The sequence below is a fragment of the Rhodococcus sp. NCIMB 12038 genome (assembly GCF_002165735.1).
Lineage (GTDB): Bacteria > Actinomycetota > Actinomycetes > Mycobacteriales > Mycobacteriaceae > Rhodococcus_F.
Genome location: NZ_NHML01000004.1, coordinates 360,848 through 387,466 on the forward strand (window position 1 = coordinate 360,848; position 26,619 = coordinate 387,466).

Genomic DNA, 26,619 nt, shown 5'->3' on the forward strand with positions numbered 1-26,619 from the left:
GAACCCGGCCTCGAGGCAGACTGGACCTGTGACTTCACGTAATCAGGAAACCGTCTTCAAGGGTGGCAATCTGCCGACTGCCAGCGCCGGAATCGCCGAGCGTACGACGCACGACCCCGACGCCGGAGGGCACTTCGGCGTGTACGGCGGACGGCACGTGCCGGAGGCCCTGATGGCGGTGATCGAGGAGGTCACCGCCGAGTACGAGAAGGCGCGCGGCGACGAGTCGTTCCTGAACGAACTCGACCGACTCCAGCGCGACTACACCGGCCGTCCGTCCCCGATCTTCGAGGCGACGCGGATGAGCGAGTTCGCCGGTGGGGCGCGGCTGATCCTCAAGCGCGAAGACCTCAACCACACCGGCTCGCACAAGATCAACAACGTGCTCGGGCAGGTGCTGCTCGCCAAGCGCATGGGCAAGACCCGCATCATCGCGGAAACCGGTGCCGGTCAGCACGGTGTGGCGACCGCCACCGCCTGCGCGCTCCTCGGCCTGGAATGCATCATCTACATGGGTGCCGTCGACACCGAGCGGCAGGCACTGAACGTCGCCCGCATGCGGCTGCTCGGATCCGCGGTCGTGTCCGTCGAGTCGGGGTCGAGGACCCTGAAGGACGCGATCAACGAGGCGCTGCGCGACTGGGTCACCAACGCCCACAACACCTACTACTGCTTCGGCACCGCCGCCGGACCGCACCCGTTCCCGACCATCGTCCGCGACTTCCAGCGCGTCGTCGGTCTGGAGACGCGGGTCCAGGTGCAGGCGCTGACGGGCCGACTGCCCGACGCCGTGACGGCGTGCGTCGGCGGCGGATCCAACGCCATCGGCATCTTCCACGCGTTCCTCGACGACCCGTCCGTGCGGCTGGTCGGGTACGAGGCCGCCGGTGACGGCGTCGAGACCGGAAGGCACGCCGCGACGTTCGCGGGTGGCACCCCGGGCGCGTTCCAGGGCGCGTACTCGTACCTGCTGCAGGACGAGGACGGCCAGACCATCGAGTCGCACTCGATCTCCGCGGGCCTCGACTACCCCGGGGTCGGCCCGGAACACGCACTGCTCAAGGACATCGGCCGCGCCACCTACGAGCCGGTCACCGACTCGGAGGCCATGGACGCGCTCCGACTGCTGTCCGAGCGCGAGGGCATCATCCCGGCCATCGAGTCCGCCCACGCCGTCGCCGGTGCACTGCGACTGGGCCGCGAACTGGGGGAGGGCGCGATCATCGTCGTCAGCCTGTCCGGGCGCGGCGACAAGGACATGGACACGGCCGCCAAGTGGTTCGGACTGTTCGATCCCGACGACTCGACCGAGACCACCACGACCGACAAGGAAGGTTCGGCCAAGTGAGCGAACGACTCTCGCGCCTCGCCCCGACGTTCGCGCAGTGCCGCGAGGAGAAGCGCGCCGCGCTCGTCGGGTACCTCCCGGCCGGGTTCCCCACCGTGCAGAAATCCATCGACGTGTTCAAGGCGATGGTCGAATCCGGTTGCGACATCGTCGAGGTCGGCATCGCCTACTCCGACCCGGTGATGGACGGACCCACCATCCAGGCTGCGGCCGAGACGGCGTTGCAGAACGGCGTCCGGGTGCGCGACGTGTTCACGGTCGTCGAGGCGATCGCCTCCGTCGGCGGCAAGGCCGTCGTGATGACGTACTGGAACCCGGTTCTGCAGTACGGCGTCGACAAGTTCGCCCGCGATCTGGCGGACGCAGGCGGCCTCGGCCTGATCACCCCCAACCTCATCCCCGAGGAAGCCGGCGAGTGGATCGCCGCGTCGAAGGAACACGACCTCGACCGGATCTTCCTCGTCGCCCCGTCGTCCACCGAGGAGCGTCTCGCGATCACCCTCGACGCCAGCAGCGGGTTCGTCTACGCCGCGTCCACGATGGGCGTCACCGGCGCCCGTGACGCCGTGTCGTCGATGGCACCGGAACTGACGGCCCGCATCCGCGCCCACTCGGACATTCCGGTCGGCGTCGGACTGGGTGTCCGCTCCGGCGCGCAGGCCGCCGAGATCGCCGCCTACGCCGACGCGGTCATCGTCGGATCCGCGCTGGTCACGGCGGCGGAGAACGGTCTGGACGCGGTGCGCGCGCTGACGGAGGAACTCGCCGAGGGCGTTCGCTCCGCTACCGTGGCGTCGTGACTTCCACTGTGGACGTACTGGCCTACATTCCGAGTCCGCCCCAAGGTGTCTGGTATGTCGGACCGGTGGCCCTGCGCGCATACGCGCTGTTCATCATCGTCGGGATCATCGTCGCGATCGTATGGGGTGACCGTCGCTGGGTCGCCCGCGGCGGCGAGAAGGGCACCGTCCTCGACATCGCCATCTGGGCGGTGCCGTTCGGCCTGATCGGCGGCCGCCTCTACCACGTGATGACCGACTGGCCGACGTATTTCGGGGAGGGCGGCGACCCCGTCGACGCCCTGAAGGTGTGGCAGGGCGGCCTCGGCATCTGGGGCGCCGTGGCGCTCGGCGGTGTCGGCGCCTGGATCGGATGCCGGCGCCGCGGCATCCCGCTGCCGGCGCTCGGCGACGCGGTCGCGCCGGCCATTCTGCTCGCGCAGGCGATCGGACGGATCGGAAACTACTTCAACCAGGAACTCTACGGTCGCGAGACGGACGTTCCGTGGGGGCTCGAGATCTTCGAGCGCCGCAACGACGTCGGCCAGGTGTCGCCGCAGCTGATCGACGGGGTGTCCACCGGCGAGGTCGCGTTCGTGGTGCATCCGACGTTCCTGTACGAGGCACTGTGGAACGTGCTGATCGTGATCCTGCTCGTGTGGGTCGATCGCCGATTCCGCATCGGGCACGGCCGTCTCTTCGCCCTGTACGTGGCCGGGTACTGCGCCGGGCGTTTCTGGATCGAACTGATGCGCAGCGACCACGCGAGCCTCATCGCCGGTGTCCGCGTCAACTCGTTCACCTCCGCCCTGGTGTTCGTCGCGGCCGTGGTGTATTTCTTCGCCGCCACGAAGGGGCGCGAGGATCCGGCGGAACTGCGGCCTGCCGACGGCGAACCGGTCGCGGACGAGACCGCACAGGCGGAGCCGGACGATTCCGCACCGGCCGAGGGGGAGAAGAAGGTCGAGGGCAAGGACGAGGACGGGAAGGCGTCTGCATCGGAGTCGGTATCGGACGACAAGGCCGCGAGCACTGCGAGTGCCGGCGGCGATGCGGGCACGAAGACCATCGACAGCAAGAAGGATGACGCGAATGACTGAACCGGGGAAAGCATCCGACGATTCCGGCACGGGTGCATCCGAGGACGCACACAAGGTCGACCTGGGAAAGAGCAGCGACGGCACCGAGAACAGCAACGACGCGAGCGTGCCGCCCGAATTCGGCTCCCCGTTCGACTACGACGCCACCGCCGAGGCTTCGCTGTCCCAGCCGCCCGCCACGTCCGACGCGACGCCGTCACCGGGTTCGTCCGGGACGGGACCGGGCTGGGACACGTATTCGGGTGTCGGCAACGGCCCGGGCTGGGGGTCGACACCCACCTACCCGTCGCCGGGCGGAACCGAGCCGACGGCCCCGTTCCCGAACGTGGGCGAGCCGACTTCGCCGACCGCGCCCTACTCCGGGTACGAGAAGCCCCAGCAGCCGGACGGTCCGACCTACGGCGCACCGGATCCGAATTACGGCGCGCAATACGGGGCGGCTCCGCAGTCGCCGCAGGACTACCAGCAGCCCGGGTATCAGCAGCCGGGTTACGGACAGCAGCAGGGTTATCCTCAGCAGGGGTACCCGCCGCCCGGGTACGCCCCCGGCTACAACACGTACGCCGATCCGTCGGCGCCGTTCGGCAGGCACCCGCTGACGGGTGAGCCGTACTCCGACAAGTCCAAGTTGACCGCCGGACTGCTGCAGATCTTCCTCGGTGCGTTCGGCGTCGGGCGGTTCTACCTGAACCAGCCCGGCATCGCCGTGGCGCAGATCGCCGTCACGTGGCTCACGTGTGGAATCGGCGGTATCTGGCCGCTGGTCGACGGGATCATGATGCTGACCGGCAGCGTGAAGGACCAGTACGGACGGCCCCTGCGGGACCAGTGACGATCCCCGGAAAACGTGTGGCCCGTGTTGCTGATGCGACACGGGCCACCGTCCGTTCCGGGCCCGATTCGGCATATCTTGCCGGGTATCGGTCCTGGTAAGCTGAGCGCGCCGGGTGTATGTCCGGTAACAACCTTCACGGGCCGATGCTGTCCCGGTAGACCCCCGAAAAGCAGTTAGCGCCCGTCGTGGCGACCCCGCTAGCGGAGGCCGCCGACAGCACGTGCGGAGCGCACACACTGGTGGTCTTCCCGGCCGATGTGGAGGTATATCGGTGCTGTTCTCTCAATTGCCCGGTCCCCAGGGCTTGTACGACCCGGACCAGGAAGTCGATTCCTGCGGCGTCGCCATGGTCGCGGACGTGCACGGCCGCCGCTCCCACTCCATCGTCTCCGACGGACTTCTCGCTCTCGAGAATCTCGAGCATCGCGGCGCGGCGGGCTCGGAACCGAACAGCGGCGACGGCGCAGGCATCCTGCTCCAGCTCCCCACCGAATTCTTCGGGGCTCTCGCCCTGTTCGACCTCCCCGCACCCCTGGCCGACGGCAGCAGCACGTACGCGGCGGGCATCTGTTTCCTCCCGCAGGACCCGCAGGCGCGGGCGGCCGCGCAACGACGCGTGTCCGACCTCGCGGACGAGGAGGGACTCCAGATCCTCGGCTGGCGTCCGGTGCCCGTCGAGCCGGACGGTGCGGACGTCGGCTCCACGGCCCGCGCCTGCGCACCGCACATGAGCCAGTTGTTCGTCGCCGCACCCGCCGTCGGCGGAATCCGGCCCGGCGGGCTCGCCCTCGACCGCCTGGTCTACCCGCTGCGGAAACGGGCCGAACAGGTCACCCCCGATGTCGAGTCGGAGGGCAGCGGCGTGTACTTCCCGTCGCTGTCGAGCCGGACGATCGTCTACAAGGGGATGCTGACCACGTCCCAGTTGGCGCGGTACTTCCCGGACCTGCGCGACCCGCGGATGGCGAGCGCGATCGCGATCGTGCACAGCCGGTTCTCGACCAACACGTTCCCGTCCTGGCCGCTCGCGCACCCGTTCCGGTTCGTCGCGCACAACGGGGAGATCAACACGGTCCGCGGCAACCGGAACCGCATGCGGGCCCGCGAGGCACTGCTGTCGAGTGCGGTGATCCCGGGCGACCTGCGCAGGGTGTATCCGATCTGCACCCCCGACGCGTCGGATTCGGCGTCGTTCGACGAGGTGCTCGAACTGCTGCACCTCGCCGGCCGCAGCGTGCCGCACGCGGTGATGATGATGGTGCCGGAGGCGTGGGAGAACGACACGTCGATGTGCCCGGACCGGCGGGCGTTCTACCAGTTCCACGCGTCGCTGATGGAGGCGTGGGACGGGCCTGCGTGTGTGACGTTCACCGACGGGACCGTGGTCGGCGCCGTGCTGGACCGCAACGGCCTGCGCCCGGGGCGCTGGTGGCAGACCGTCGACGGGCGGGTGGTCCTCGCGAGCGAGAGCGGTGTCCTCGACGTCCCGCAGTCGGAGGTCGTGGCCAAGGGCCGCCTCGAGCCGGGGCAGATGTTCCTGGTCGACACGTCCGAGGGCCGCATCGTGCCCGACGAGGAGATCAAGATGCGGCTCGCGGCGGAGCGGCCGTACGCCGAGTGGCTGTACGCCGGTCTGCTGGAACTGAAGACGCTGCCGGATCGTCCGCACGCGCAGCACAACCACGAGTCGGTGGTGCGGCGGCAGGTGGCGTTCGGGTACACAGAGGAGGATCTGCGCATCCTGCTCGCCCCGATGGCCACGTCCGGCGGCGAGCCCCTCGGTTCGATGGGGACGGACACGCCGATCGCCGTCATGTCGCAGCGGTCGCGGCTGCTCTACGACTACTTCGTCGAACTGTTCGCGCAGGTCACGAACCCGCCGCTCGACGCGATCCGCGAGGAGATCGTGACGTCGCTGTCGCGGGTCATGGGTCCGGAGCAGAATCTGCTCGAACCGACCGCGGCGTCGTGCAGGCAGATCGTGCTGCCGTGGCCGGTGCTCGACAACGAAGAGCTGAACAAGATCATCCACGTGAACGCGGACGGCAACCATCCCGGGCTCGCCGCGGCGGTGCTGCGCGCGCTGTACGACGTGGAGCGCGGCGGTGCGGGGATGGCCGAGGCGATCGAGGAGTTGCGGGCGCAGGCGAGCGCCGCGATCGCGGACGGCTACCGGACGCTGGTGATCTCGGACCGCGACTCCGACCACACGCGGGCGCCGATCCCGTCGCTGCTCGCGGTGGCCGCGGTGCACCACCACCTGGTGCGGACCAAGGAACGCACCAAGGTGGCGCTGGTCGTCGAATCCGGTGACGCCCGCGAGGTCCACCACCTGGCGTTGCTCATCGGGTACGGCGCCGCCGCCGTCAACCCGTACCTCGCGATGGAGTCGATCGAGGACCTCGTGTCCGAGGGCGAACTCACCGGGGTCGAGCACACGATCGCCGTGCGGAACTACCTCACGGCGCTCGGCAAGGGTGTGCTCAAGGTGATGTCGAAGATGGGCATCTCCACCGTCGGCTCGTACACCGCGGCGCAGGTGTTCGAGGCGATCGGCCTGGACCGCGACCTCGTCCAAGAATACTTCACGGGCACGGTCAGCAAACTGGGCGGCGCCGGTCTCGACGAGATCGCCCGCGAGGTCACCGTCCGCCACCGGCAGGCGTACCCGGACAACCCGGCCGAGTTCGCCCACCGGCGGCTCGAGGACGGCGGCGAGTACCAGTTCCGCCGCGACGGCGAACTGCACCTGTTCACCCCGGAGACGGTGTTCCTGCTGCAGCACGCCACCCGCACCGGTCAGCACGAGGTGTTCGCCAAGTACAGCGAGGAGGTGAACCGGCTCGCCGAGGCCGGTGGCGCCCTGCGCGGCCTGTTCACGTTCCGCGAGGGTGTGCGGCCGCCGGTGCCGCTGGACGAGGTGGAACCGGTGGAGCGGATCGTCACCCGGTTCAACACGGGCGCGATGAGTTACGGTTCCATCTCCGCCGAAGCGCACGAGACGATGGCCGTCGCGATGAACAATCTCGGCGGGCGCTCCAACACCGGGGAGGGCGGCGAGAACGTCGACCGGCTCTACGATCCGTTGCGGCGCAGCGCCGTCAAGCAGGTGGCGAGCGGGCGGTTCGGTGTCACCAGCGACTACCTGGTCAACGCCAGCGACATCCAGATCAAGATGGCGCAGGGCGCCAAGCCCGGTGAGGGCGGCCAGTTGCCGGCGTACAAGGTGTACCCGTGGGTCGCGGAGACCCGCCACTCGACGCCGGGGGTCGGGCTGATCTCGCCGCCGCCGCACCACGACATCTACTCGATCGAGGATCTCGCGCAGCTGATCCACGACCTGAAGAACGCCAACGATCAGGCCCGGGTCCACGTCAAGCTGGTCAGCTCGGTGGGGGTGGGAACCGTTGCCGCAGGCGTCAGCAAGGCGCACGCCGACGTCGTCCTCATCTCCGGCAACGACGGCGGCACCGGCGCCACCCCGCTGACGTCGATGAAGCACGCCGGGGCGCCGTGGGAGATCGGGCTGGCCGACGCCCAGCAGACGCTCGTGCTCAACGGTCTCCGCGACCGCATCACCGTCCAGTGCGACGGCGGGATGCGCACCGGACGGGACGTCGTGGTCGCGGCGCTGCTGGGTGCGGAGGAGTTCGGGTTCTCCACGGCCCCGCTGATCGTGGCGGGCTGCATCATGATGCGGGTGTGCCACCTCGACACCTGCCCGGTCGGTGTCGCCACCCAGAACCCGGAGCTGCGCAAGCGGTACACCGGCAAACCGGAGTTCGTGGAAGAGTTCTTCCGGTTCGTCGCCGAGGACGTGCGCCGCTACCTGGCGGATCTCGGGTTCCGCAGCATCGACGAGGCCGTCGGTCACGCCGACGTCCTCGAGACCGCGCAGGGGATCGCCCACTGGAAGAACCGCGGACTCGACCTCACCCCGATCTTCGCCGTGCCCACCGGGCCGGACGGGGAGCCGCTGCCGCAGCGGCGCCGGGACCGCGATCAGGACCACGGACTGGACCGGGCACTGGACCGCACGCTGATCCAGTTGGCGGAGGGCGCCCTCGAGGACGCGCACGCCGTGGAGATCGAGATGCCGGTGCGCAACGTCAACCGGACCGTCGGCACGCTGCTCGGCGCGGAGGTCACCCGCCGCTACGGCGCCGCCGGATTGCCGGACGACACGATCCGGCTCACGTTCACCGGTTCGGCCGGGCAGTCGCTCGGCGCGTTCCTGCCGCCGGGCATCACCATCGACCTGACCGGGGACGCCAACGACTACGTCGGCAAGGGGTTGTCGGGTGGGCGGATCGTGGTCCGTCCTGCCGCCGACGTCCTGTTCGTCCCGGAGACCCAGGTGATCGCGGGCAACACCCTGCTCTACGGCGCCACCTCCGGGGAGATCTACCTCCGGGGACGCGTCGGGGAACGCTTCTCGGTGCGCAATTCCGGAGCGTCGGCCGTCGTGGAGGGTGTCGGTGACCATGCCTGCGAATACATGACGGGCGGGCGGGTCGTGATCCTCGGACCGACGGGACGGAACATGGCGGCCGGCATGTCCGGCGGCATCGCGTACGTCCTCGACCTCGACCCGGAGGACGTGAACCCGGCGATGGTGAAGCTGATGCAACCCGACCCGGACGATCTGGACTGGTTGCGCGGCGCCGTCACCCGGCACCACCGGTGGACGGGTTCCGCGGTCGCGGCGTCCGTGCTCGCCGACTGGCCGCGGCGGTCTGCACTCTTCACCAAGGTGATGCCGGTGGACTACCAGCGGGTGCTGGACGCGACCCGGATGGCGAAGGCCGAGGGTCTCGACGTCGACACTGCGATCATGGAGGCGGCACGTGGCTGATCCCCAGGGCTTTCTGCACATCGTGAAGAAGGAGGCGCGCAAGCGCCCGGTCGCGGAGCGGGTGCACGACTGGAACGAGGTGTACGCGCCGCAGAGTTCCGCGGAGCGGGCCGCCGAGGTGTCCGAGCAGGCGGCGCGGTGCATGGACTGCGGAATCCCGTTCTGCCACTCGGGAAGTGCGGGCTGCCCGCTGGGCAACCTGATCCCGGAGTGGAACGACCTCGTGCGGCGCGGCCGCTGGTCGGCGGCGAGCGAGCGGCTGCACGCCACCAACAACTTCCCGGAGTTCACGGGCCGGGTGTGCCCGGCCCCGTGCGAGTCGGCGTGTGTGCTCTCGCTCGCCGACACGCACACGACGGGCAGTGTCACGATCAAGCGGATCGAACAAGCCATCGCGGACGTCGCGTGGGACTCCGGCACTGTGGTCCCCAAACCACCGATGATCGCCACGGGACGGAAGGTCGCGGTGGTCGGTTCCGGCCCGGCCGGTCTTGCGGCGGCTCAGCAACTGACCCGGGCGGGGCACGACGTCACCGTCTACGAGCGCGACGACCGGCTCGGGGGACTGCTGCGGTACGGCATCCCGGAATTCAAGATGGAGAAGGCCATCCTCGATCAGCGCCTGATGCAGATGCGCGCCGAGGGAACCCACTTCGTCACCGACTGCGAGGTCGGCGTCGACCTCACCGTGGAGCAGATGAGCGGGAACTTCGACGCGGTCGTGCTCGCGATCGGTGCGCTGCGGGCCCGCGACAACACCACCGTCGAGGGCCGCGAGCTGAACGGGATCCATCTCGCGATGGAACATCTCGTCACCTCGAACAAGGAATGCGAGGGCGACGGTCCCGCGGACATCACCGCCAAGGGTAAACACGTCGTCATCATCGGCGGCGGCGACACCGGCGCCGACTGCCTCGGAACGGCGCACCGCCAGGGCGCGCTGTCGGTGACCCAACTGGACTACAACCCGGAGTTGCCGACGGAGCGAGACGAGGCCGCGACGCCGTGGCCGGCCTGGCCGATGGTGCTGCGCACGTCGCCCGCGCACGCCGAGGGTGGTGTCCGCCGGTATCAGGTCGCGGTGCAGCGGTTCCTCGGCGACGCGAACGGGAACGTCCGGTCCATGGTGCTCGCCGAGGTCGAGGTCACCCGCGAAGACGGCAAACGCATCATCACGCCGGTCGGCGAAGAGATCGAATTGCCTTGCGAACTGGCTCTTTTCGCGATCGGATTCGAGGGCGTCGATCTCGGTCCGCTGCTCGACGACTACGGGTTGTCGCCGACCCGGCGCGGAGCCCTCGCCTGCGGACCGGACTGGCAGACCACCGCCCCCGGGGTCTTCGTCTGCGGGGACGCGCACCGCGGCGCGTCGCTCGTCGTGTGGGCGATCGCGGAGGGCCGGTCCGCGGCGCACGCCGTCGACGTGTACCTCACCGGGGCGTCGGACCTCCCGTCGCCGGTGCATCCGACAGCGCTTCCGCTGGCAGTCGTCTAAATGGAGAAGGGCGCGCGGGACGACTAGGCTCGAGGCCGTGAACCGACGCACGAAGATCGTATGCACACTTGGACCTGCTACCGCCACCGGTGACCGTATTCGCGAGCTCGTCGAAAGCGGTATGGACGTGGCCCGGCTGAATTTCAGCCACGGCGAGCACGCCGACCACGAGGAGAACTACAAACGCGTGAGGGCGGCCTCGGACGCGACGGGCAAGGCGGTCGGTGTCCTNGCCGATCTGCAGGGCCCGAAGATNCGGTTGGGCCGGTTCGCGGAGGGTCGCACCACGTGGGCCAACGGTGAGGAGGTGCGGATCACCGTCGACGAGTGTGAGGGCACCCANGACCGGGTCTCGACCACNTACAAGCAGTTGGCCGAGGACGCGAAGCCGGGCGACCGGCTGCTGGTCGACGACGGCAAGGTCGGTCTCGTCGTGTCCGGGGTGGAGGGCAACGACGTGATCTGCCGGGTCACCGAGGGCGGCCCGGTGTCNAANAACAAGGGTGTGTCGNTGCCGGGGATGAACGTGTCGGTCCCGGCGTTGTCGGAGAAGGACATCGCCGACCTNGAGTTCGCGCTCGGGTTGGGAGTCGANTTCATCGCGTTGTCGTTCGTGCGGTCGCCGGCGGATGTGGAGTTGGTGCACGCGGTGATGGACCGGGTGGGNCGGCGGATCCCGGTGATCGCGAAGCTGGAGAAGCCGGAGGCGATCGACAACCTCGAGGCGATCGTGCTGGCGTTCGANGCGGTGATGGTCGCNCGNGGTGATCTGGGGGTGGAGTTGCCGCTCGAGCAGGTGCCGCTGGTGCAGAAGCGGGCGATTCAGATCGCGCGGGAGAACGCGAAGCCGGTGATCGTGGCGACGCAGATGCTGGAGTCGATGATCGAGAACTCGCGGCCGACCCGCGCGGAGGCCTCGGATGTGGCGAACGCGGTCCTCGACGGTGCGGATGCGGTGATGCTCTCCGGTGAGACGTCGGTGGGNAAGTATGTGATGGAGACGGTGCGNACGATGGCGCGGATCGTGGAGGCGGTGGAGAACGAGTCCACGCAGGTGCCGCCGTTGACGCATGTGCCGCGGACCAAGCGGGGGGTGATTTCGTACGCGGCCCGTGACATCGGGGAGCGGTTGGATGCGAAGGCGTTGGTGGCGTTCACGCAGTCCGGGGACACGGTNCGNCGGTTGGCGCGGTTGCANACGCCGTTGCCGTTGCTGGCGTTCACGCCGTTGCCGGAGGTGCGGTCGCAGTTGTCGTTGACGTGGGGGACGGAGACGTTCATCGTCGATCCGGTNGACAGCACGGATGCGATGGTGCGGCAGGTCGACAACGCGTTGCTGGGGNTGGGCCGGTACCAGAAGGGTGAACTCGTCGTGATCGTGGCGGGGTCGCCGCCGGGCACCGTAGGCTCGACCAACCTGATCCACGTCCACAGAATCGGCGAAGAGGACCACTAGGTGAGCGAAGTCGCGGCGAAGACCGATCTCCAGACCCTGCTCGAACTTCTCGACCTCGAGAAGACCGGGGAGGACACGTACCGAGGTCGGCATCCCGCGCAGGTGGGTAGCCGGACGTTCGGCGGCCAGTTGATCTCCCAGGCACTGGTCGCCGCCGGCCGCACCGTCAGCGGCGAGCGCGCCGTGCACGCGGTCAACGCCCACTTCATCCGCGGCGGAAACGTCAAGGAACCCATCGAATACCGCGTCGAGCGGCACCGCGACGGCCGGGCATTCGCGAATCGCCAGGTCACGGCGCTGCAGAACGGTCAAGAATTGTTCGTCATGCTGGCGGCGTTCCAGGACTGGGGCAAGGGTCTCGAGCACGCGGTCGAGGTGCCCGACGTCCCGTTCCCGGACACGCTGCCGCCGCTCGGCGACCACTTCCAGGGTTACGAAGACCGGCTGAAGATGTTCGTCGACGCGCTCAAGCCGATCGACATGCGGTACGCGAACGACCCGTCGTGGATCATGAAGGGCACGGGGGAGAAACTCACCCACAACCGGGTCTGGATGAAATCGGACGGCGACCTCCCGGACGACCCGCTCATCCACGTAGCCGTCATGGGCTACTCGTCGGACACCACGGTCCTGGACTCCATCATCACCACCCACGGCCTGTCGTGGGGGCTGGACCGGATCGTCGCGGCCACCGTGAACCATTCCGTCTGGTTCCACCGGCCGTTCCGCTTCGACGACTGGACGCTGTACGCCACCGAATCGCCGGTCGCGGCAGGTTCCCGCGGTCTCGCGACGGGGCGCTTCTTCTCCCTCGAAGGGGAGTTGCTGGCGACGGTGGTCCAGGAGGGGCTCATCCGGCACTTCCCGCCGCGGCAATAGCGGCGCTGCCATTGTGTTGCCACCGAACGGCTTTGAACGGTAGTTCAACCGGTGACCGCGGCGTAGGGTCGGTCTGGAATCTCCGAAACGGAACGGACGTGCAACATGAGCGCAGACGAACCCGAGAAGAAGACCGACCGGCCGGCCGAGAGCGAAGTTCCCGTGCCCGACGACGAGGCGCTCGCCGAAGCCAGGAAGAAGGTGGAGGAGATCGACGCCCGCTACGAACCGGGGGCCCGCGAGACGGTCGTCCTGCCCGGCTCCGACGGTACGGTGTCGGGCACCGCCTTCGACGACTACGTCGACGACGAAGGCAATTTGAAAGAGCCCGAACCCGATAAGGACTCGTAGACCCCTGTCGCCTGGGTCCGTTCTCCTCACCCGATGTCCCACCCGTGCGGCCGAAACCGCACAAATGGGACATCGGGTGATCTGCGTCTTCCGAGCCGACGCGTGTCCTGCGCGGATCTCTCGCCCATCACCGACGTCCGGGGTTAGACTTCGCCATCTTTTCTGGTGAGTTTCACCTCGTGATCGGGGATATGGGTCGTGGACTGGAACAACGTCGTATGGGACAGCTCGATGTGGCTGCTCAAGGCCTACGTCATGACTGTCGTCGCGTTCGTCGTCGTGGTGATACTGCTCGCGCGGTTCACCAAATGGGGTAGGCAGTTCTGGCGCTTCGCCGCGCCGTACTTCGATCCGCGGCGCAGCCTCAAGCCGTTGACCATCCTGGCGGTGCTGTTGCTGTCGACGGTCTTCGCGGTGCGGATGACGGTGCTGTTCTCCTACTGGTACAACGACTTCTACGATTCGATCCAGAACCTGGACGAGACGGCCTTCTGGCACTTCCTCCGCGTGTTCGCCATCCTGGCGACCGTCCACGTGGTCCGTGCCCTCGTCGAATACCTGATCGGGCAGACCCTCGACATCGACTGGCGTACCTGGCTCAACCACCATCTCGTCGACGACTGGCTCGACAGCCGCGCCTACTACCGCGACCGCTTCCTCGGCGACGCGATCGACAACCCGGATCAGCGCATCCAGGCCGACATCACCAACTTCGTCACCACGTCCCGCTCGCTGTCGATGGGCGCGGTGACCGCGGTGCTGTCGATCGTGTCGTTCACCGGAATCCTGTGGGACCTGTCCGGCCCGATGACCGTGTTCGGCGTCGAGATCTCGCGGGCGATGATCTTCCTCGTCTACATCTACGTGCTGGTGACCACGGTGGTGGCGTTCTGGATCGGCAAGCCCCTCATCAAGCTGAACTTCCTCAACGAGAAACTCGGCGCCAACTTCCGTTACGCGCTGATCCGGGTGCGGGAGTACGGCGAGAGCATCGCGTTCTACCGCGGCGAGAACGTCGAGCGCCGCACCCTCGCCGGACGGTTCGCGAACGTCATCCGGAACATGTGGCAGATCGTCTTCCGGACGTTGAAGTTCAGCGGCTGGAACCTCACCGTCAACCAGACGGCCGTCATCTTCCCGTTCCTCGTGCAGGGTCCGCGGCTGTTCACCGGCCAGGTGTCGCTCGGTGACGTGATGCAGACGTCGCAGGCCTTCGGGCAGGTCCACGACTCGCTGTCCTTCTTCCGCGAGTCGTACGCCGACTTCGCCAGCTTCCGCGCGACCCTCATCCGCCTCAACGGTCTGGCCAACGACAACCAGCACGCCGCCGAACTTCCGGTCCTGAAGACCGGCAAGTCGGGCGACGATCTGCAGGTAGAGAAGCTGGACGTGCGCATCCCGACGGGGGAGACCCTCATCGAGGGCCTCGCGCTCACCGTGACTCCCGGGCAGTCGCTGCTGGTCAAGGGGCCGTCGGGCTCGGGCAAGACCACGTTGCTCCGCACCCTCGCGGATCTGTGGCCGTACGCCGACGGCACGGTGTCGCGGCCCTCGGGGGAAGCCATCTTCCTGTCCCAGCGCCCGTACCTACCGCTCGGGTCGCTGCGCACCGCACTGGCCTACCCGAAGGAGCCGACGGCGTCCGACGACGTCGTGCGTGGTGCGCTGTCGAGGGTGTCCCTCGGCAACCTGGGTGATCGGCTCGACGAGACCGCCGACTGGACGAGGATCCTGTCGCCGGGCGAGCAGCAGCGTCTCGCGTTCGCGCGGGTGCTGATAGCCCGTCCCGCGGTGATCTTCCTCGACGAGGCCACGTCGGCGATCGACGAGGGCCTAGAGCACACCCTCTACACGCTGCTCAGGACCGAACTCCCCGACAGCATCGTGGTCAGCGTCGGGCACCGGAGCACCCTCAACCAGTTCCATTCCCGTGGTGTGGAACTCGAAGGGGAAGGGCGGTGGACGGAGTCGGAGCTCGTGAAGTGACCGGCACGTCCAGCCGGGTGGTGAACTGCAGCACGCGATAGGGATCCCCAGTCGTGGTGTTCCATTGCGACACAAGAAGATGCAGCCCGTCCAGCGTGGACGCTGGATGGATGTAACCGCCGTAGATCTGCGCCCACGTGCCGTCCGCGGCTCCCCAGCCACCGCCGGCGACCTGCACCGTCGGTTCCGACCACAGTCCGTCGATGTGCTGCGCCGTGCGGGTGACGATCGCGTAGGCGGTCGGGTCGAAGTAGGCGAGGACCCAGGTGCCCTCGATCCGCCGCAGGCACATCTCCCCGACGGGTCCCGGCAGGATCGGGGTCGCGGGTTGCCCCCACGCCCATCCCGTGCCGCGGTCCCAGCCCCAGTCTTCGTACACTCCGGGTTCGAGAATGCGCGCCTCAGGGACTCGGCGCAGGATCATTCCACCCGGATTGGTGCGGTCGAACGCGCTCGAGACGACGTAGACGTAGCCTTCGTGCCGTTCCATGGTCCACAGTTGGTCCAGCGACCCGCCTCGGTTGTCCCAGCGCGCGCATGTCCGGTGCCAATGCTCGCCGCCGTCGTCGGACCACGCCAGATACGTGAAGTTCGTCGGCCACGCCTGCGACGCCCACGAGTGCACACTGACGACGGACAGATACGTCCGGTCGCCGATGGTGACGGCGTCCGCGGGAACCACTGTGAACTCGCTGCCCGCCGACTCCCGGTGGGGTGATTCGCCGTCGTCGTGCGCGTTCGGGAGGATCTCCCTCGCCGTCCGCCCGCCTGCGGCGGAGTCGAATTCGATGCCGCCGCGGGGGTCGGTTGTGGTGGAGCGCAACATCACGGGACTGCGCCACCCCCGGCCGCTCCGGCCGCGCGAGCGGAACGTGTCGCCGAAGAAGAACGCGACCCGGCCGTCGGCCAGGCGCACCGGACAGCCGAGGTCAGTGCCGCGCACACCCCATCGCCGCGTCGCCTCCCCGGTGACCTCCTGCACGAAGGTTGCTGCCGGTGTGGTGGTGCTGCCCGGGATACGCACTCCCTACTGTCGGCGAATTCGGGTGGTCAGGGAAGTCGGTTGATCAGGACGTCTTGCGGTAGGACTCGGCGAGTTCGTCGGCCCGATCCCACAGCGACCAATCGACTTCGCGGCCGTCCAGTTGCGCTTCGACGACCTCGAGCCCTGCGTGCCAGCCTGCGGCGTGCGCGTAGGCGGATTCTTCTTCTTCCACGGTGTGGGTGAGCGTCAGCCAGCAGCCGCCGCTGCCGTCGGGAACGAGTTCCCAGTGCAGCGTCTCGGCGTCCCACAGGTATTCGAGGATGTGCGCGGGATGCACCGAGATGACCGTTCCGGTGGTGGTCTGATCTGCGGGCAGTCCGAATCGGCTCACCTGTTCCGGTGTGACCCGGAAGACGAGTTCGGCCCCCGGGGTGAGGTCGAAGTCGACGTCGGCAGGAAACCAGACCTTCAGGTACTGCGGGTCGGTGAGAACACGCCACACCTTCTCCGGCGAGTGCGAGAGCGCTTGCTGGAATCGAAGGGCTACCCGCCCGTCGTAGGTGAAAGTGACGGTGCCGAGCTCCATGGGTGACCTCCGTGCTCGAGGGCGTACCTGTCCCACCATGGTACTGGCAGGACGCCGCAGATCCCCAGGATCGGGCACAAAAAACCGCCGCTACCTGCGCGTCGTCAGGCGTCGCCGGGGGAGATACCCAGACGCTGCAGACGGACCGGGTCGGCGAGGACGTCGATCCGGACGATCTTCCCGGCCGCGACGGTGAACGCCATGACCGAGAACGTCTTCCCGTCGGGTGCGGTCACCACCCCGGGCGTGCCGTTCACCAGGGCGAGCCGCCCGAAAGGAGCGAAACGCGAGAACGTGAGGGCCTGCTCGCCCACGGCACGGGCTCCGCGCACCATGTCGGATCCGTCGGCGCCGCGGTCGGCCCGCAGGACGATGTCCGGGTCGAGCAGGGCCAGGAGGTCGTCGAACCTGCCGCCCCGCGAGGCGGTCATGAATGCCTCGACCACCTCGCGCTGCCGGGTCGGGTCGGTCTCCGGGGCAGGCCCCGATCCCTGGACTCGCCGCCGTGCCCGGCTCGCGAGTTGCCGGGTCGCGGCGGGCGTGCGGTCGGCGATCGGGGCGATCTCGTCGAAGGACAGGGCGAACATGTCGTGCAGCACGAAGGCGAGCCGCTCGGCTGGCGTCAGCGTGTCGAGAACCACCAGCAGCGCGAGACCGACGGAGTCGCCCAGCACCGCCTCGTTCTCGGGATCGGTCCCGTCCACCTCGCGCACGATCGGATCCGGAACATGGACCTCCAGGGGATCCTCGCGCCGCGCCTTGCGGGACCGGAGCATGTCGAGGCAGACCCGCCCGACGACCGTCGTCAGCCAACCACGCAGGTTCTGCACCTCGGACGTCTCGGCCCGGCTGAGCCGCAGCCAGCCCTCCTGCACGGCGTCCTCGGCCTCGCTTGTCGAGCCGAGCATCCGGTACGCGACCGCCGACAGATGCGACCGGTTCTCCTCGAATCGGTGCGCCAGAACTTCAATCTCGTCCATCCGTCACATTCTCCCGTCCCGGTTCGTCATGTCGGTGAGAAGGAAAAACAGGAGAAACAAAACCAGCCGGTGTGACCTCACACCACCCGAATACCCCACCATCCAAACAACCTTGGAGGCAGGCAATCATGAAAGCCCGGATGACCAACCCCGCGATGATCGTTCCCGACGCCATGAAGTCTCTGCTGGCGCTGGGGAAGGCCACGACGAAGGCGAACGTGCCGCCGGTGACCCACGCCCTCGTGCACCTGCGGTCGAGCCAGATCAACGGCTGCAGCGTGTGCGTGGACATGCACGCGCGTGAGTTGGAGAAGGAAGGCGAGACCAACCAGCGAATCTTCGCGGTGGCAGCGTGGCGGGAGGCCCCGTACTTCAGCGACGCCGAACGTGCGGCTCTCGCGCTGGCCGAGTCGATGACCCGGCTGAGCGATCGACCGGACCCGGTCCCGGACGAGGTGTGGGACGAGGCCGCCCGGCACTACGACGAGGAGCAACTCGCGTCGCTGGTGCTGTCGATCGCCGGCGTCAACCTGTGGAACCGCATCAACGCCGCCACCCGGCAGATCGCGGGCGGGCAGTGGTGAGGCACACGCCGTAACAGGGGTGAAGATGCGAATCGCAGGTCAGAGAATGCATCTGACCTGCGATCGCGGGATGATCCCGGCGGTGCCCTCGGTGAGACTCGAACTCACACTGGACGGGTTTTGAATCCGTTTCCTCTGCCAATTGGGATACGAGGGCGTGTTGCGCTGTACCACTGTAGAAGATCGCCGTCGGGAGTCAACCACCGGTACCCTTCTAACGTTCGCTCCCCGCGCCGGGGTCGTCCGAGCAGAGGAGAATGGTGGCCATGAACGCTCCCCAGCAGCAAGGTGTGCCGTCGCAGCCGCGACGGGTCGTGGTGGCCGAGGACGAGGCGCTGATCAGGCTCGATCTGGTCGAGATGCTGAGGGAAGAGGGCTACGACGTGGTCGGTGAGGCGGGGGACGGGCAGGCCGCCGTCGACCTGGCGGTGGAGCTGAAACCCGACCTCGTGATCATGGACGTGAAGATGCCTCGCCGCGACGGCATCGATGCGGCCTCCGAGATCGCGGCGAAACGCATTGCGCCCGTGGTCATTCTCACAGCCTTCAGTCAGCGCGAGCTGGTGGAGCGGGCGCGCGACGCCGGGGCGATGGCCTATCTCGTCAAGCCGTTCTCCACGGCCGACCTGGTGCCCGCGGTCGAGTTGGCGGCGAGCCGGTTCAAGGAGGTGACCGCGCTCGAGCGGGAGATCTCCGATCTGTCCGAGCGCCTCGAGACCCGCAAGATCGTCGAGCGGGCCAAGGGCGTGCTGATGGAGAAGCAGTCCTTGACCGAGCCCGAAGCGTTCAAGTGGATCCAGCGGGCCGCGATGGACCGCCGGTCGACGATGAAGGCGGTCGCGCAGGTGGTGCTCGAGACCCTCGGCGGCGAAGCCCCCACGATCTGACCCGCGAGATCGGCGGCAGCCGGCACGTTTTCGCGTCTTTCGCCGGAACGGAGTCAGCCGCCGGCGGGGAAGTCCGCGGAGCGGCTGACATCGGCCCACGCGAGGGCCTCGGCGGCGCGTTCGCGGGACGACTCCTCGGCCATCTCGACGGCGCCGGCGCCGAGCAGCAGACGCAGTGGCGCGTCCTCGGCGGCAACCACATCCATGATGATCCGAGCGGCCCGCGCCGGGTCTCCCGGCTGGGTGCCGTCGGAGTCCTCCCGGTAGCGGTTCATCGCGCCGACCGTCGCCTCGTAATCGGGCCCGACAGAGCTTCGTTGCATCGACGAGCCCTGCCAATCGGTGCGAAACGCCCCGGGTTCCACGATGAGCACCTTCACCCCGAACGGTCTCACCTCGGCCGCCAGCACTTCGGAGAACCCTTCGACGGCGAACTTCGCGGCCTGGTACGCGCTCAGCCCGGGCGTGCCGCCGACGCGGCCTCCGACGGAGGAGAATTGCACGAAGCAGCCGCTGCGCTGCTCGCGCAGGATGGGCAGTGCCGCCCGGGTGACGTTGACGACGCCGAAGAAGTTGGCGTCGACCTGCTGCCGGAAGTCGTCGTCGGTCATTTCCTCGATGGGGACGCTGTTGGCGTAGCCGGCGTTGTTCACCACGACGTCGAGTCCGCCGAACTCGGCGACCGCGGTCGCGACGGCCGTGCGGGCGGCCGCGGCGTCGGTGACGTCCAGGGCGACCGTCCGAACCCGGCGGCCGAACGCGTCGATCAGGTCGGTGAGCTGTTCGGGCTTGCGGGCGGTGGCGACGACGTTGTCGCCACCGCGCAGGACCGCGGTCGTGAGTTCCCGGCCGAACCCGCGTGAACTACCGGTGATGAGCCAGGTTTTGGCCATGAGAGGTCCCGTTTCTGCTTGCAACTGACTGGTTGGATGCTTACGGGATCCATGGAACACCCGCGCGGCGGAGCTGTCAACCAACTGGTTAGTTGATAGCCTGGACGCATGGTCCGTGATGCAGAGGCAACGAAGAAACGACTGCTTGACGCAGCGGCGGCCGAGTTCGCCGAATTCGGTATCGCCGGGGCGCGGGTCGACCGCATCGCCCTCGCCGCCAAGGCGAACAAGTCGATGATCTACGCGTACTTCGGCGACAAGGGGCAACTGTTCGACGCCGTCTTCGCCGCCCACGTGGTGGCGTTCACCGAGCAGGTGCGCTTCGACGCCACCGACCTCCCGGGCTACGCGGGACGCTCGTTCGACCTGTACGAGGACAACCCGGCGACACTGCGGCTCGCCACCTGGTACCAGCTCGAACGGCCCGAGGGAGAACCGCTCCAGGTGGTGGTCGCGTCCAACCGGTCGAAGCTCGCCGACATCGAGCGAGCGCAGAAAAGTGGTGTGCTGCCAACCCGATTCACGCCGGTGGAGTTGCTCGCCCTCGTCCGGTCCGTCGCGATGTCCTGGCACACACAGACCCCGGAACTCGGCGCGTCGGCGCCCGCGGACCGGGCCCGCCGGCGTCGGGTGGTGGTCGAGTCCGTGCGCCTTCTCGTCGGCGCCTGACGCCCGCCACGCTACGGCCGCGTAAACACTCGCCGTATTCAGATCACAGTAAGGTCACGAGCCCTTGCGGACCGATCGCGAAAGCCGCCGGACCGCTAGCGTCTGATCCCACAGCGGACGCCAACTCGGGTGGCGCCCGTACACAGGTGATCTAAGGAGAGTTTGGATGGCTAGACGGACCCTCGTGCGGGCGGCCGCGGTTCTCGGCGCGGCATCTCTCGCACTGGCAGGTTGTAGTTCGGACAGTGGCGACGACTCCGCGAGCGGGAGTGGCAGCTCTGCCTCGGCCACCACGGTTTCCACCGACTGCACCCCCGAAAAAGCGGCGGCAGCGGGTGCCCCGTCCACGGCGCCGCTGAAGATCGGCACCCTGCTCCCCGACACGGGAAGCCTCTCCTTCCTCGGACCGCCGATGGTGGCGGGCACCCAGCTCGGCGTCAACGACGTCAACGCGGCAGGCGGGGTTCTCGGCCAGCCCGTCCAGCTGATTCCCGGCGACTCGGGCGACACCACCACCGACACCGCGAACACCACCGTGGACCGGGAACTGGCCGCGGGCACCCAGGTGATCATCGGTGCGGCGTCGTCGTCGGTGTCGCTGAAGGTCATCGACAAGGTGTCCAGCGCCGGAGTCGTGATGTTCTCCCCGGCCAACACGTCCGACCAGTTCGTCTGCTACCCGGACAAGGGGCAGTACTTCCGCACTGCCCCCACCGACGTGCTGCAGGCTCAGGCTGTGTCGCAACTCATCTCGGACGACGGCGGTCAGCGCGTGTCGATCCTGGCCCTCAACGACCCGTACGGCACCGGGCTCGCCGACAACATCCAGAAGAACCTCGTCGACGCGGGCATCCCCGAGGACCAGATTCAGAAGATCATCTACGACCCCAACGCGCAGTCGTTCAACTCCGAGGTCGACCAGGTGAAGGACTTCGCCCCGGACGCCGTCGCCGTGGTCGGATTCGAGGAGTCGGCCAAGATCATCACCCGTATGCACGAGGTCGGCATCGGCCCGTCCGACGGCATGAAGGTCTACGGCGTGGATGGCAACATGGGTAACGCACTCGGCGAGTCGGTGGCCGCACCGCTGCTCGACGGCATGCAGGGCACCACACCGCTCACCGACGTCGGCCCCGCCTTCCAGGATCGACTCAAGGCCATCAACCCGGGGCTGATCGACTTCAACTACGCCGGTGAGTCCTACGACGCCGTCGTCATTTCCGCGCTCGCAGCGGAAGCGGGGAAGTCGACGGCAGGCCGCGACATCGCCGCGAACATCAACAACGTCACCGAGGGTGGCACGCCGTGCACGTCGTACCAGGAGTGCCTGCCGCTCGTGCAGGCCGGAACGGATATCGACTACAACGGCATCACCGGCAAGCTCGACTTCGCCGCCGCAGGCGAGCCGTCCATCGGCTCGTACGGCAAGCTGAAGTTCGGCGCCGACAACAAACTGACGACGGACGGGTACATCGTCGTCGGCGGGTGATCGCGCTGCTCTGAAACGAACTGTGGGCCAGGGAAACCTGGCCCACAGTCGTGTCCGGAACCGCCGGGACTACTTCTTCTCCTGGCTGCCCGCGAGCGTGCCGAGGTACAGCTCGATCACCTTCGGGTCGTGCATCAGGTTGGGCCCCGAATCGGTGTAGGCGTTGCGGCCCTGGTCGAGGACGTAGCCGCGGTCGCAGATCTGCAGGCACCGCCGGGCGTTCTGTTCCACCATGATCACCGAGACGCCCGCCGCGTTGATCCTCTTGCAGCGGATGAACACCTCGTCCTGGAACATCGGGGAGAGTCCGGCGGACGGCTCGTCGAGCAGCAGTACGGACGGATCCATCATCAGAGCCCGGCCCATGGCGACCATCTGCCGCTCACCGCCGGACAGGGCGCCCGCCTTCACCTTCTTCCGCTCGACGAGCAGCGGGAACAGGTCGCCGACGAACGCGAACCTCTCCGCGAAGAGCTTGGGGCGCAGATACATCCCCATCTCGAGGTTTTCCTCGATGGTGAGCGAGGGAAAGACGTTCTGCGTCTGCGGGACGTAGCCGACGCCCTTCTGCACGAGCACGTGGGCGGGTTTGGACGTGATGTCCTCGCCGCGCAGGGTCACCGAGCCCTCCCGCACCGGGATCAACCCGAACAACGACTTCAGGAGCGTGGACTTCCCGGCGCCGTTGGGGCCGATGATGCCGACGATCTCCCCCTCGCGCAGGAAGAAATTGCATTCGCGGAGGATGTTGACGCCGGGGATGTAGCCGGCCACCACACCGTCCGCGCGGACGAGGGCACCCTCGGCGAGCCGGGCGTGCTCCTCGGGGGTGGCCGCGAATTCTGCCGGGGTCGGTTCGGTCATGGGTTCTCACGCCTCAGCTCGGTGATGTCGGGTTCGGAGAGGTCGCCGCCGGTCCCGAGGGTTTCGGCCTCGGCGCTCTCGAGTGCCTCGGCGAGGACGGCGGTCGCGCCCACCGGATTCCCCTCGTCGTCGAATTCGAGTGCTTGATCGTGGTGGCTCCCGAGGTACGCGTCGACGACCGCGGTGTTCGACGAGAGGTGTTCCGGGGTGGACTCGGCGATCACGCTGCCCTGCGCCATCACCACCACCCAGTCGCTGATGTCGCGGATGACGTCCATGTCGTGCTCGACGAACACGACGGTCATGCCCTCGTCCCGAAGCGATTTGATGTGGCCGAGCAGACTCTGGGTGAGCGCCGGGTTCACCCCGGCCATCGGCTCGTCGAGCATCACGACGGTCGGCTCGGTCATCAGCGCCCGCGCCATCTCGAGCAGCTTGCGCTGACCGCCGGACAGCGAGCCGGCGAGGTCGTCGGACTTGGTGTCGAGTTTGAACCGCGCGAGCAGTTCGTTGGCCCGTTCGGTGACGGCGCGTTCCTGGGCCTTCCACGTCCACGGCAGCAGCGTGTTGACGATCCGCTCGCCGCGCTGCCCGGTGGCGCCGAGCCGCACGTTGTCGAGCACCGTCAGCTTCGACAGCGCCTTCGTCAGCTGGAACGTGCGGACGACGCCGCGGCGGGCCACCTGGTGCGGATACATCCGGCCGAGCGACTGGCCGTCCATCGACCATGTGCCGCTGTCCGGCCGGTCGAAACCGGTGAGCAGGTTGAACAGGGTGGTCTTGCCCGCCCCGTTCGGACCGATCAGTCCGGTGATGCAGCCGCGCTGGATCTCCAGATGCGCCACATCGACGGCCTTGAGTCCGCCGAACGTCCGGGACACGTTGTCGACAAGGAGGATCGGGTCGGGTTTGGCTGCGCCGGGGGAGTGCGGGACGTCGGTGAAGATCGAGGCCCGTTCCTCGGCGGTGAGCACGCTGTCGGTCTGCAGATGATCCGGCAGTCTGTGGTCAGGCATTGAGCTGCACCTCCCGCTTGTTGCCCAGTATGCCCTGCGGCCGGAAGACCATCAGCACCGCGATCATGATGCCGAGCAGGACGAACCTCATGGCCCCGACCTGCTGTTCGGTCAGCGGCAGCAGCGGATCCGGACCGGAGATGGCCTGGCGCAGCAGTGCGTCCGGGATGGCCAGCAGGAACCAGAACAGCATCGCTCCGACCACCGGTCCGAAGACGGTGGCCGCGCCGCCGAGGATGAGGGCGCCGAACGCGAAGAACGTCTGGGCGGTGGAGTAGAAGTCGGGGTTGATCGACTTGGTCTGCAGTGCGTTGAACACACCGCCGAGCCCGCCGATCATGCCGCCGAGGACCAGCGCCTGCATCTTGTAGACGAAGACGTTCTTGCCGAGGGCGCGCGCGGCGTCCTCGTCCTCGCGGACGGCCTTGAGGACGCGGCCCCACGGGCTGTGTGTGAGGAGGTACACGAATCCGCACAGCACCAGGACGAGGGTCCAGCCGACGACCATCGACCACAGGTCGTCGCCGTAGAACTTCACGCCGAGGAAGTTGTACTGCTTACCGGAGTCGAACGGGCTGAGCGTGGTGAACGGATCGGCGAAGCCGAACAGGCCGTTGGTTGATCCGGTGATCGAATCCGAAGCGGTGGAGCGGAATATCAGCCGCAGGATCTCGGACGCGGCGATCGTGACGATGGCGAGATAGTCGGCCCGCAACCGCAGCGTCGGGATACCGAGGACGACGGCCAGCAACCCGGCGGCGGCGAGACCGACGAGGATGCCGACCCACAGCGGCTGCTGGTAGGTGACGGTCATGATCCCGACGCCGTAGCCGCCGAGCAGTGCGAAACCGATCTGACCGAAGTTCAGCAGCCCGGCGTAACCGAAGTGCAGGTTGAGGCCGATCGCCAGCAGCGCGTAGAAGATCGCGGACGGGCCGATCAGCTGGGCGAGCGAGACCTGGAGTGCTCCTGTGATGTCCATGCCCTCACCCGATCCTTTGCCGGCTGCCGAGAATGCCCTGAGGCCGGACGACCAGGATGACGATCAAGATGAGCAGTCCTCCGATGTACTTGAGGTCGGGGTTGATCACCAGCGTCGACAGCTGGACGAGCAGACCGACGATCACACAGCCGAGCAGCGCTCCGTAGGCGGTGCCGAGTCCGCCGAGCGTGATGCCGGCGAACATCAGCAGCAGGAGTTTGAAACCCATCTCCCACTGCACGCGGCCCCCGAGTTCGGAGATGCCGAACAGCACGCCGCCGAGCGCGGCCAGGCCGCCGCCGAGCCCCCACACGAAGCGGATCACCCGTTCGACGTCGATGCCGGAGGACGCGGCCAGGTCGCGGTTGTCGGACACGGCGCGCATGGCCTTGCCGATGCGCGTCTTCTGCAGCAGCAGGGCAACTCCGACGAGGACGACGAGGCTGATCGCGATGCACACGAGGTTGGCGTCGGTGATCGCGATCGGACCCCAGTGCCTCTCCACCTGCGCCTGGTAGTCGACGAACGGCTCCGCGCGATCGGAGAAGAAGATCAGGATCAGGTAGCGCAGGGAGATCGCGAGTCCGATCGACACCACCAGCTGGGCTATCAGGCCGGTTTTGCGTTTTCGCAGCGGTTTCCAGATCGCGGCGTTGTTGAGTAGGCCGATCAGGATCCCCACGAACACCGCGAGGATGGTCGCCGGGATCAGCTGCACACCGAACGTCACGTTGATGACCCACGCCGCGACCGCGCCGAGAGTGACGAGTTCGCCGTGCGCGAAGTTCGTCAAACCGGTGGTGCCGTAGATCAGGCTCAGCCCGACACCGGCGATGGCGATGACGAGACCGAAGCGGAGTCCGTCGATGGTCTGGCGGATCAGCTTCTCGTAGAACGGGACCGCGGAACCGGTGCGGGCCTCGCCGAACGAGAAGATCACCGTGTTGGCGCGACCGGCCACCACCTCACGCTCCACCGTGCCCTGCACGCTGACGTCGTCGGGCAGGGAGTCCGCGACGATCTCGAACGTGTACGTGCCGGGCGCGAGCTGGAGCTCCCAGCGGCCGTTCGACTCCGACGTCGCCTTCGCGACCTCGGTGCCCGAGGAGTCGAGGGCGCGCACCTCGACGTCCGCGAGCCGTTCGCCTGCGTTGTTGAGATTGCCGCTGACCCGCACCGCGTTCGCCGGCGGCGCCGGTTGCTGACTGGTCGCGGTCGGTGGAGCCGGCGGTGGCGTGGGTTCCTGCGCCGCCGCGGGACCGCCGAAGGCGATCGCCGCGACGAGGCCGAGCAGGACGAGGACGAACGCACGGCCGAGTTGCCGGGTGACCGGACCTCGTCTCGTGTGTTTCCTCGCGGATGTCGGTCGCGTCCTCACTGCTGGGAGTCGCTTCCTCACGGTTGGGGCCACGCAGGTCCTCCGGGGACGTGTAGTCGGTCAGGAACGTGCGGCGACGGGCAGGGCTACCGCCCGTGCCGCAATTTCCGGACTCTAACGGCTCCGGTCGCGCGAAATGGGGTTCTCGGATTTCCGGCACGTTTCGGTTGGGTATCGAACCATCCGGCTGATCGGTGTCGGATCCGCTCCCTAGACTGGGCA

Annotated in this window: 22 protein-coding genes and 1 tRNA gene; 14 read left to right on the forward strand and 9 right to left on the reverse strand. The window is 67.8% G+C overall.

Annotated elements, in window-relative coordinates:
* Positions 1 to 28 precede the first annotated feature (28 nt).
* The 10 genes from trpB (at position 29) to CA951_RS07955 (ending at position 15,084) form a co-directional block, all read left to right on the forward strand.
* Positions 29 to 1,348, forward strand: coding sequence for a tryptophan synthase subunit beta (gene trpB, locus CA951_RS07910; RefSeq protein ID WP_087556303.1), 1,320 nt, complete (start codon positions 29 to 31; stop codon positions 1,346 to 1,348).
* On the forward strand, positions 1,345 to 2,148 hold the full coding sequence (gene trpA / locus CA951_RS07915) for a tryptophan synthase subunit alpha (protein WP_087556304.1): 804 nt from the start codon (positions 1,345 to 1,347) through the stop codon (positions 2,146 to 2,148). Before trpB ends, trpA begins: the two co-directional genes overlap by 4 nt.
* The gene (gene lgt / locus CA951_RS07920) at positions 2,145 to 3,227 is read left to right on the forward strand and encodes a prolipoprotein diacylglyceryl transferase (protein ID WP_087556305.1); all 1,083 of its coding nucleotides are present in this window, start codon (positions 2,145 to 2,147) and stop codon (positions 3,225 to 3,227) included. Before trpA ends, lgt begins: the two co-directional genes overlap by 4 nt.
* Entirely contained in the window at positions 3,220 to 4,059 is an 840-nt protein-coding gene (locus CA951_RS07925; protein WP_087556306.1) for a TM2 domain-containing protein, read from the forward strand. Before lgt ends, CA951_RS07925 begins: the two co-directional genes overlap by 8 nt.
* Positions 4,060 to 4,333: 274 nt before the next feature.
* Complete coding sequence (gltB, locus tag CA951_RS07930; RefSeq protein WP_087556307.1) at positions 4,334 to 8,917, forward strand: glutamate synthase large subunit; 4,584 nt, start codon at positions 4,334 to 4,336, stop codon at positions 8,915 to 8,917.
* Positions 8,910 to 10,412, forward strand: a complete 1,503-nt coding sequence (locus tag CA951_RS07935; RefSeq protein ID WP_087556308.1) for a glutamate synthase subunit beta — start codon at positions 8,910 to 8,912, stop codon at positions 10,410 to 10,412. The genes gltB and CA951_RS07935 overlap by 8 nt, the downstream gene beginning before the upstream one ends.
* A 37-nt stretch (positions 10,413 to 10,449) precedes the next feature.
* Positions 10,450 to 11,868: a pyruvate kinase gene (pyk, locus tag CA951_RS07940; protein ID WP_087556309.1), complete on the forward strand. Its 1,419-nt coding sequence runs from the start codon at positions 10,450 to 10,452 to the stop codon at positions 11,866 to 11,868.
* On the forward strand, positions 11,869 to 12,747 hold the full coding sequence (locus tag CA951_RS07945) for an acyl-CoA thioesterase II (protein ID WP_087556310.1): 879 nt from the start codon (positions 11,869 to 11,871) through the stop codon (positions 12,745 to 12,747).
* Between the two features lie 105 nt (positions 12,748 to 12,852).
* Positions 12,853 to 13,098 carry a hypothetical protein gene (locus tag CA951_RS07950; RefSeq protein ID WP_087556311.1) on the forward strand — a complete coding sequence of 82 codons (246 nt, stop codon included), beginning with the start codon at positions 12,853 to 12,855 and terminating at the stop codon, positions 13,096 to 13,098.
* Positions 13,099 to 13,296: 198 nt separating this feature from the next.
* On the forward strand, positions 13,297 to 15,084 hold the full coding sequence (locus CA951_RS07955; RefSeq protein ID WP_087556312.1) for an ABC transporter ATP-binding protein/permease: 1,788 nt from the start codon (positions 13,297 to 13,299) through the stop codon (positions 15,082 to 15,084).
* On the opposite strand, the gene CA951_RS07960 is transcribed toward CA951_RS07955, so the two are convergent.
* The 3 genes from CA951_RS07960 to CA951_RS07970 form a co-directional block, all read right to left on the reverse strand.
* Positions 15,011 to 16,108, reverse strand: a complete 1,098-nt coding sequence (locus CA951_RS07960; RefSeq protein WP_087556313.1) for a DUF4185 domain-containing protein — start codon at positions 16,106 to 16,108, stop codon at positions 15,011 to 15,013. The genes CA951_RS07955 and CA951_RS07960 overlap by 74 nt on opposite strands.
* 43 nt (positions 16,109 to 16,151) lie before the next feature.
* Positions 16,152 to 16,655, reverse strand: coding sequence for an SRPBCC family protein (locus tag CA951_RS07965; protein ID WP_087556314.1), 504 nt, complete (start codon positions 16,653 to 16,655; stop codon positions 16,152 to 16,154).
* A gap of 104 nt (positions 16,656 to 16,759) precedes the next feature.
* Positions 16,760 to 17,635, reverse strand: coding sequence for a sigma-70 family RNA polymerase sigma factor (locus tag CA951_RS07970; RefSeq protein ID WP_087556315.1), 876 nt, complete (start codon positions 17,633 to 17,635; stop codon positions 16,760 to 16,762).
* Positions 17,636 to 17,763: 128 nt separating this feature from the next.
* On the opposite strand from CA951_RS07970, the gene CA951_RS07975 reads away from it, so the two are divergent.
* Positions 17,764 to 18,219: a carboxymuconolactone decarboxylase family protein gene (locus CA951_RS07975; RefSeq protein ID WP_087556316.1), complete on the forward strand. Its 456-nt coding sequence runs from the start codon at positions 17,764 to 17,766 to the stop codon at positions 18,217 to 18,219.
* Positions 18,220 to 18,302: 83 nt separating this feature from the next.
* On the opposite strand, the gene CA951_RS07980 is transcribed toward CA951_RS07975, so the two are convergent.
* A tRNA-Leu gene (locus CA951_RS07980) sits at positions 18,303 to 18,376 on the reverse strand.
* Between the two features lie 100 nt (positions 18,377 to 18,476).
* Between CA951_RS07980 and CA951_RS07985 the strand changes: the two genes are divergently transcribed.
* Complete coding sequence (locus CA951_RS07985) at positions 18,477 to 19,106, forward strand: ANTAR domain-containing response regulator (protein WP_087556317.1); 630 nt, start codon at positions 18,477 to 18,479, stop codon at positions 19,104 to 19,106.
* Between the two features lie 53 nt (positions 19,107 to 19,159).
* Here CA951_RS07985 and CA951_RS07990 read toward each other — a convergent pair whose 3' ends face one another.
* On the reverse strand, positions 19,160 to 19,999 hold the full coding sequence (locus CA951_RS07990; RefSeq protein ID WP_087556318.1) for an oxidoreductase: 840 nt from the start codon (positions 19,997 to 19,999) through the stop codon (positions 19,160 to 19,162).
* 108 nt (positions 20,000 to 20,107) lie between these two features.
* Here CA951_RS07990 and CA951_RS07995 point away from each other — a divergent pair, with 108 nt between their 5' ends.
* Positions 20,108 to 20,668 carry a TetR family transcriptional regulator gene (locus CA951_RS07995; RefSeq protein WP_087556319.1) on the forward strand — a complete coding sequence of 187 codons (561 nt, stop codon included), beginning with the start codon at positions 20,108 to 20,110 and terminating at the stop codon, positions 20,666 to 20,668.
* A gap of 166 nt (positions 20,669 to 20,834) precedes the next feature.
* Entirely contained in the window at positions 20,835 to 22,157 is a 1,323-nt protein-coding gene (locus CA951_RS08000) for an ABC transporter substrate-binding protein (protein WP_087556320.1), read from the forward strand.
* A 69-nt stretch (positions 22,158 to 22,226) separates the two neighbouring features.
* On the opposite strand, the gene CA951_RS08005 is transcribed toward CA951_RS08000, so the two are convergent.
* From CA951_RS08005 to CA951_RS08020, 4 genes are read right to left on the reverse strand one after another with little or no spacing between them, the layout of a single operon-like run.
* On the reverse strand, positions 22,227 to 23,021 hold the full coding sequence (locus CA951_RS08005; RefSeq protein WP_087556321.1) for an ABC transporter ATP-binding protein: 795 nt from the start codon (positions 23,019 to 23,021) through the stop codon (positions 22,227 to 22,229).
* Entirely contained in the window at positions 23,018 to 24,037 is a 1,020-nt protein-coding gene (locus tag CA951_RS08010; RefSeq protein WP_087556322.1) for an ABC transporter ATP-binding protein, read from the reverse strand. The genes CA951_RS08005 and CA951_RS08010 overlap by 4 nt, the downstream gene beginning before the upstream one ends.
* Positions 24,030 to 25,019: a branched-chain amino acid ABC transporter permease gene (locus CA951_RS08015; RefSeq protein WP_087556323.1), complete on the reverse strand. Its 990-nt coding sequence runs from the start codon at positions 25,017 to 25,019 to the stop codon at positions 24,030 to 24,032. Before CA951_RS08015 ends, CA951_RS08010 begins: the two co-directional genes overlap by 8 nt.
* Positions 25,020 to 25,023: 4 nt before the next feature.
* Complete coding sequence (locus CA951_RS08020; protein WP_087556324.1) at positions 25,024 to 26,397, reverse strand: branched-chain amino acid ABC transporter permease; 1,374 nt, start codon at positions 26,395 to 26,397, stop codon at positions 25,024 to 25,026.
* Positions 26,398 to 26,619: the final 222 nt, after the last annotated feature.

Excerpts from the sequence above, each read along its gene's own strand:
- CA951_RS07925 (WP_087556306.1), top strand. The coding sequence starts at position 3,220 with ATGACTGAACCGGGGAAAGCATCCGACGATTCCGGCACGGGTGCATCC.
- CA951_RS07950 (WP_087556311.1), top strand. The coding sequence starts at position 12,853 with ATGAGCGCAGACGAACCCGAGAAGAAGACCGACCGGCCGGCCGAGAGC.
- CA951_RS07965 (WP_087556314.1), bottom strand. The coding sequence starts at position 16,655 with ATGGAGCTCGGCACCGTCACTTTCACCTACGACGGGCGGGTAGCCCTT.
- CA951_RS07970 (WP_087556315.1), bottom strand. The coding sequence starts at position 17,635 with ATGGACGAGATTGAAGTTCTGGCGCACCGATTCGAGGAGAACCGGTCG.
- CA951_RS07975 (WP_087556316.1), top strand. The coding sequence starts at position 17,764 with ATGAAAGCCCGGATGACCAACCCCGCGATGATCGTTCCCGACGCCATG.
- CA951_RS07985 (WP_087556317.1), top strand. The coding sequence starts at position 18,477 with ATGGTGGCCATGAACGCTCCCCAGCAGCAAGGTGTGCCGTCGCAGCCG.
- CA951_RS07990 (WP_087556318.1), bottom strand. The coding sequence starts at position 19,999 with ATGGCCAAAACCTGGCTCATCACCGGTAGTTCACGCGGGTTCGGCCGG.
- CA951_RS07995 (WP_087556319.1), top strand. The coding sequence starts at position 20,108 with ATGGTCCGTGATGCAGAGGCAACGAAGAAACGACTGCTTGACGCAGCG.
- CA951_RS08000 (WP_087556320.1), top strand. The coding sequence starts at position 20,835 with ATGGCTAGACGGACCCTCGTGCGGGCGGCCGCGGTTCTCGGCGCGGCA.
- CA951_RS08005 (WP_087556321.1), bottom strand. The coding sequence starts at position 23,021 with ATGACCGAACCGACCCCGGCAGAATTCGCGGCCACCCCCGAGGAGCAC.
- CA951_RS08010 (WP_087556322.1), bottom strand. The coding sequence starts at position 24,037 with ATGCCTGACCACAGACTGCCGGATCATCTGCAGACCGACAGCGTGCTC.
- CA951_RS08015 (WP_087556323.1), bottom strand. The coding sequence starts at position 25,019 with ATGGACATCACAGGAGCACTCCAGGTCTCGCTCGCCCAGCTGATCGGC.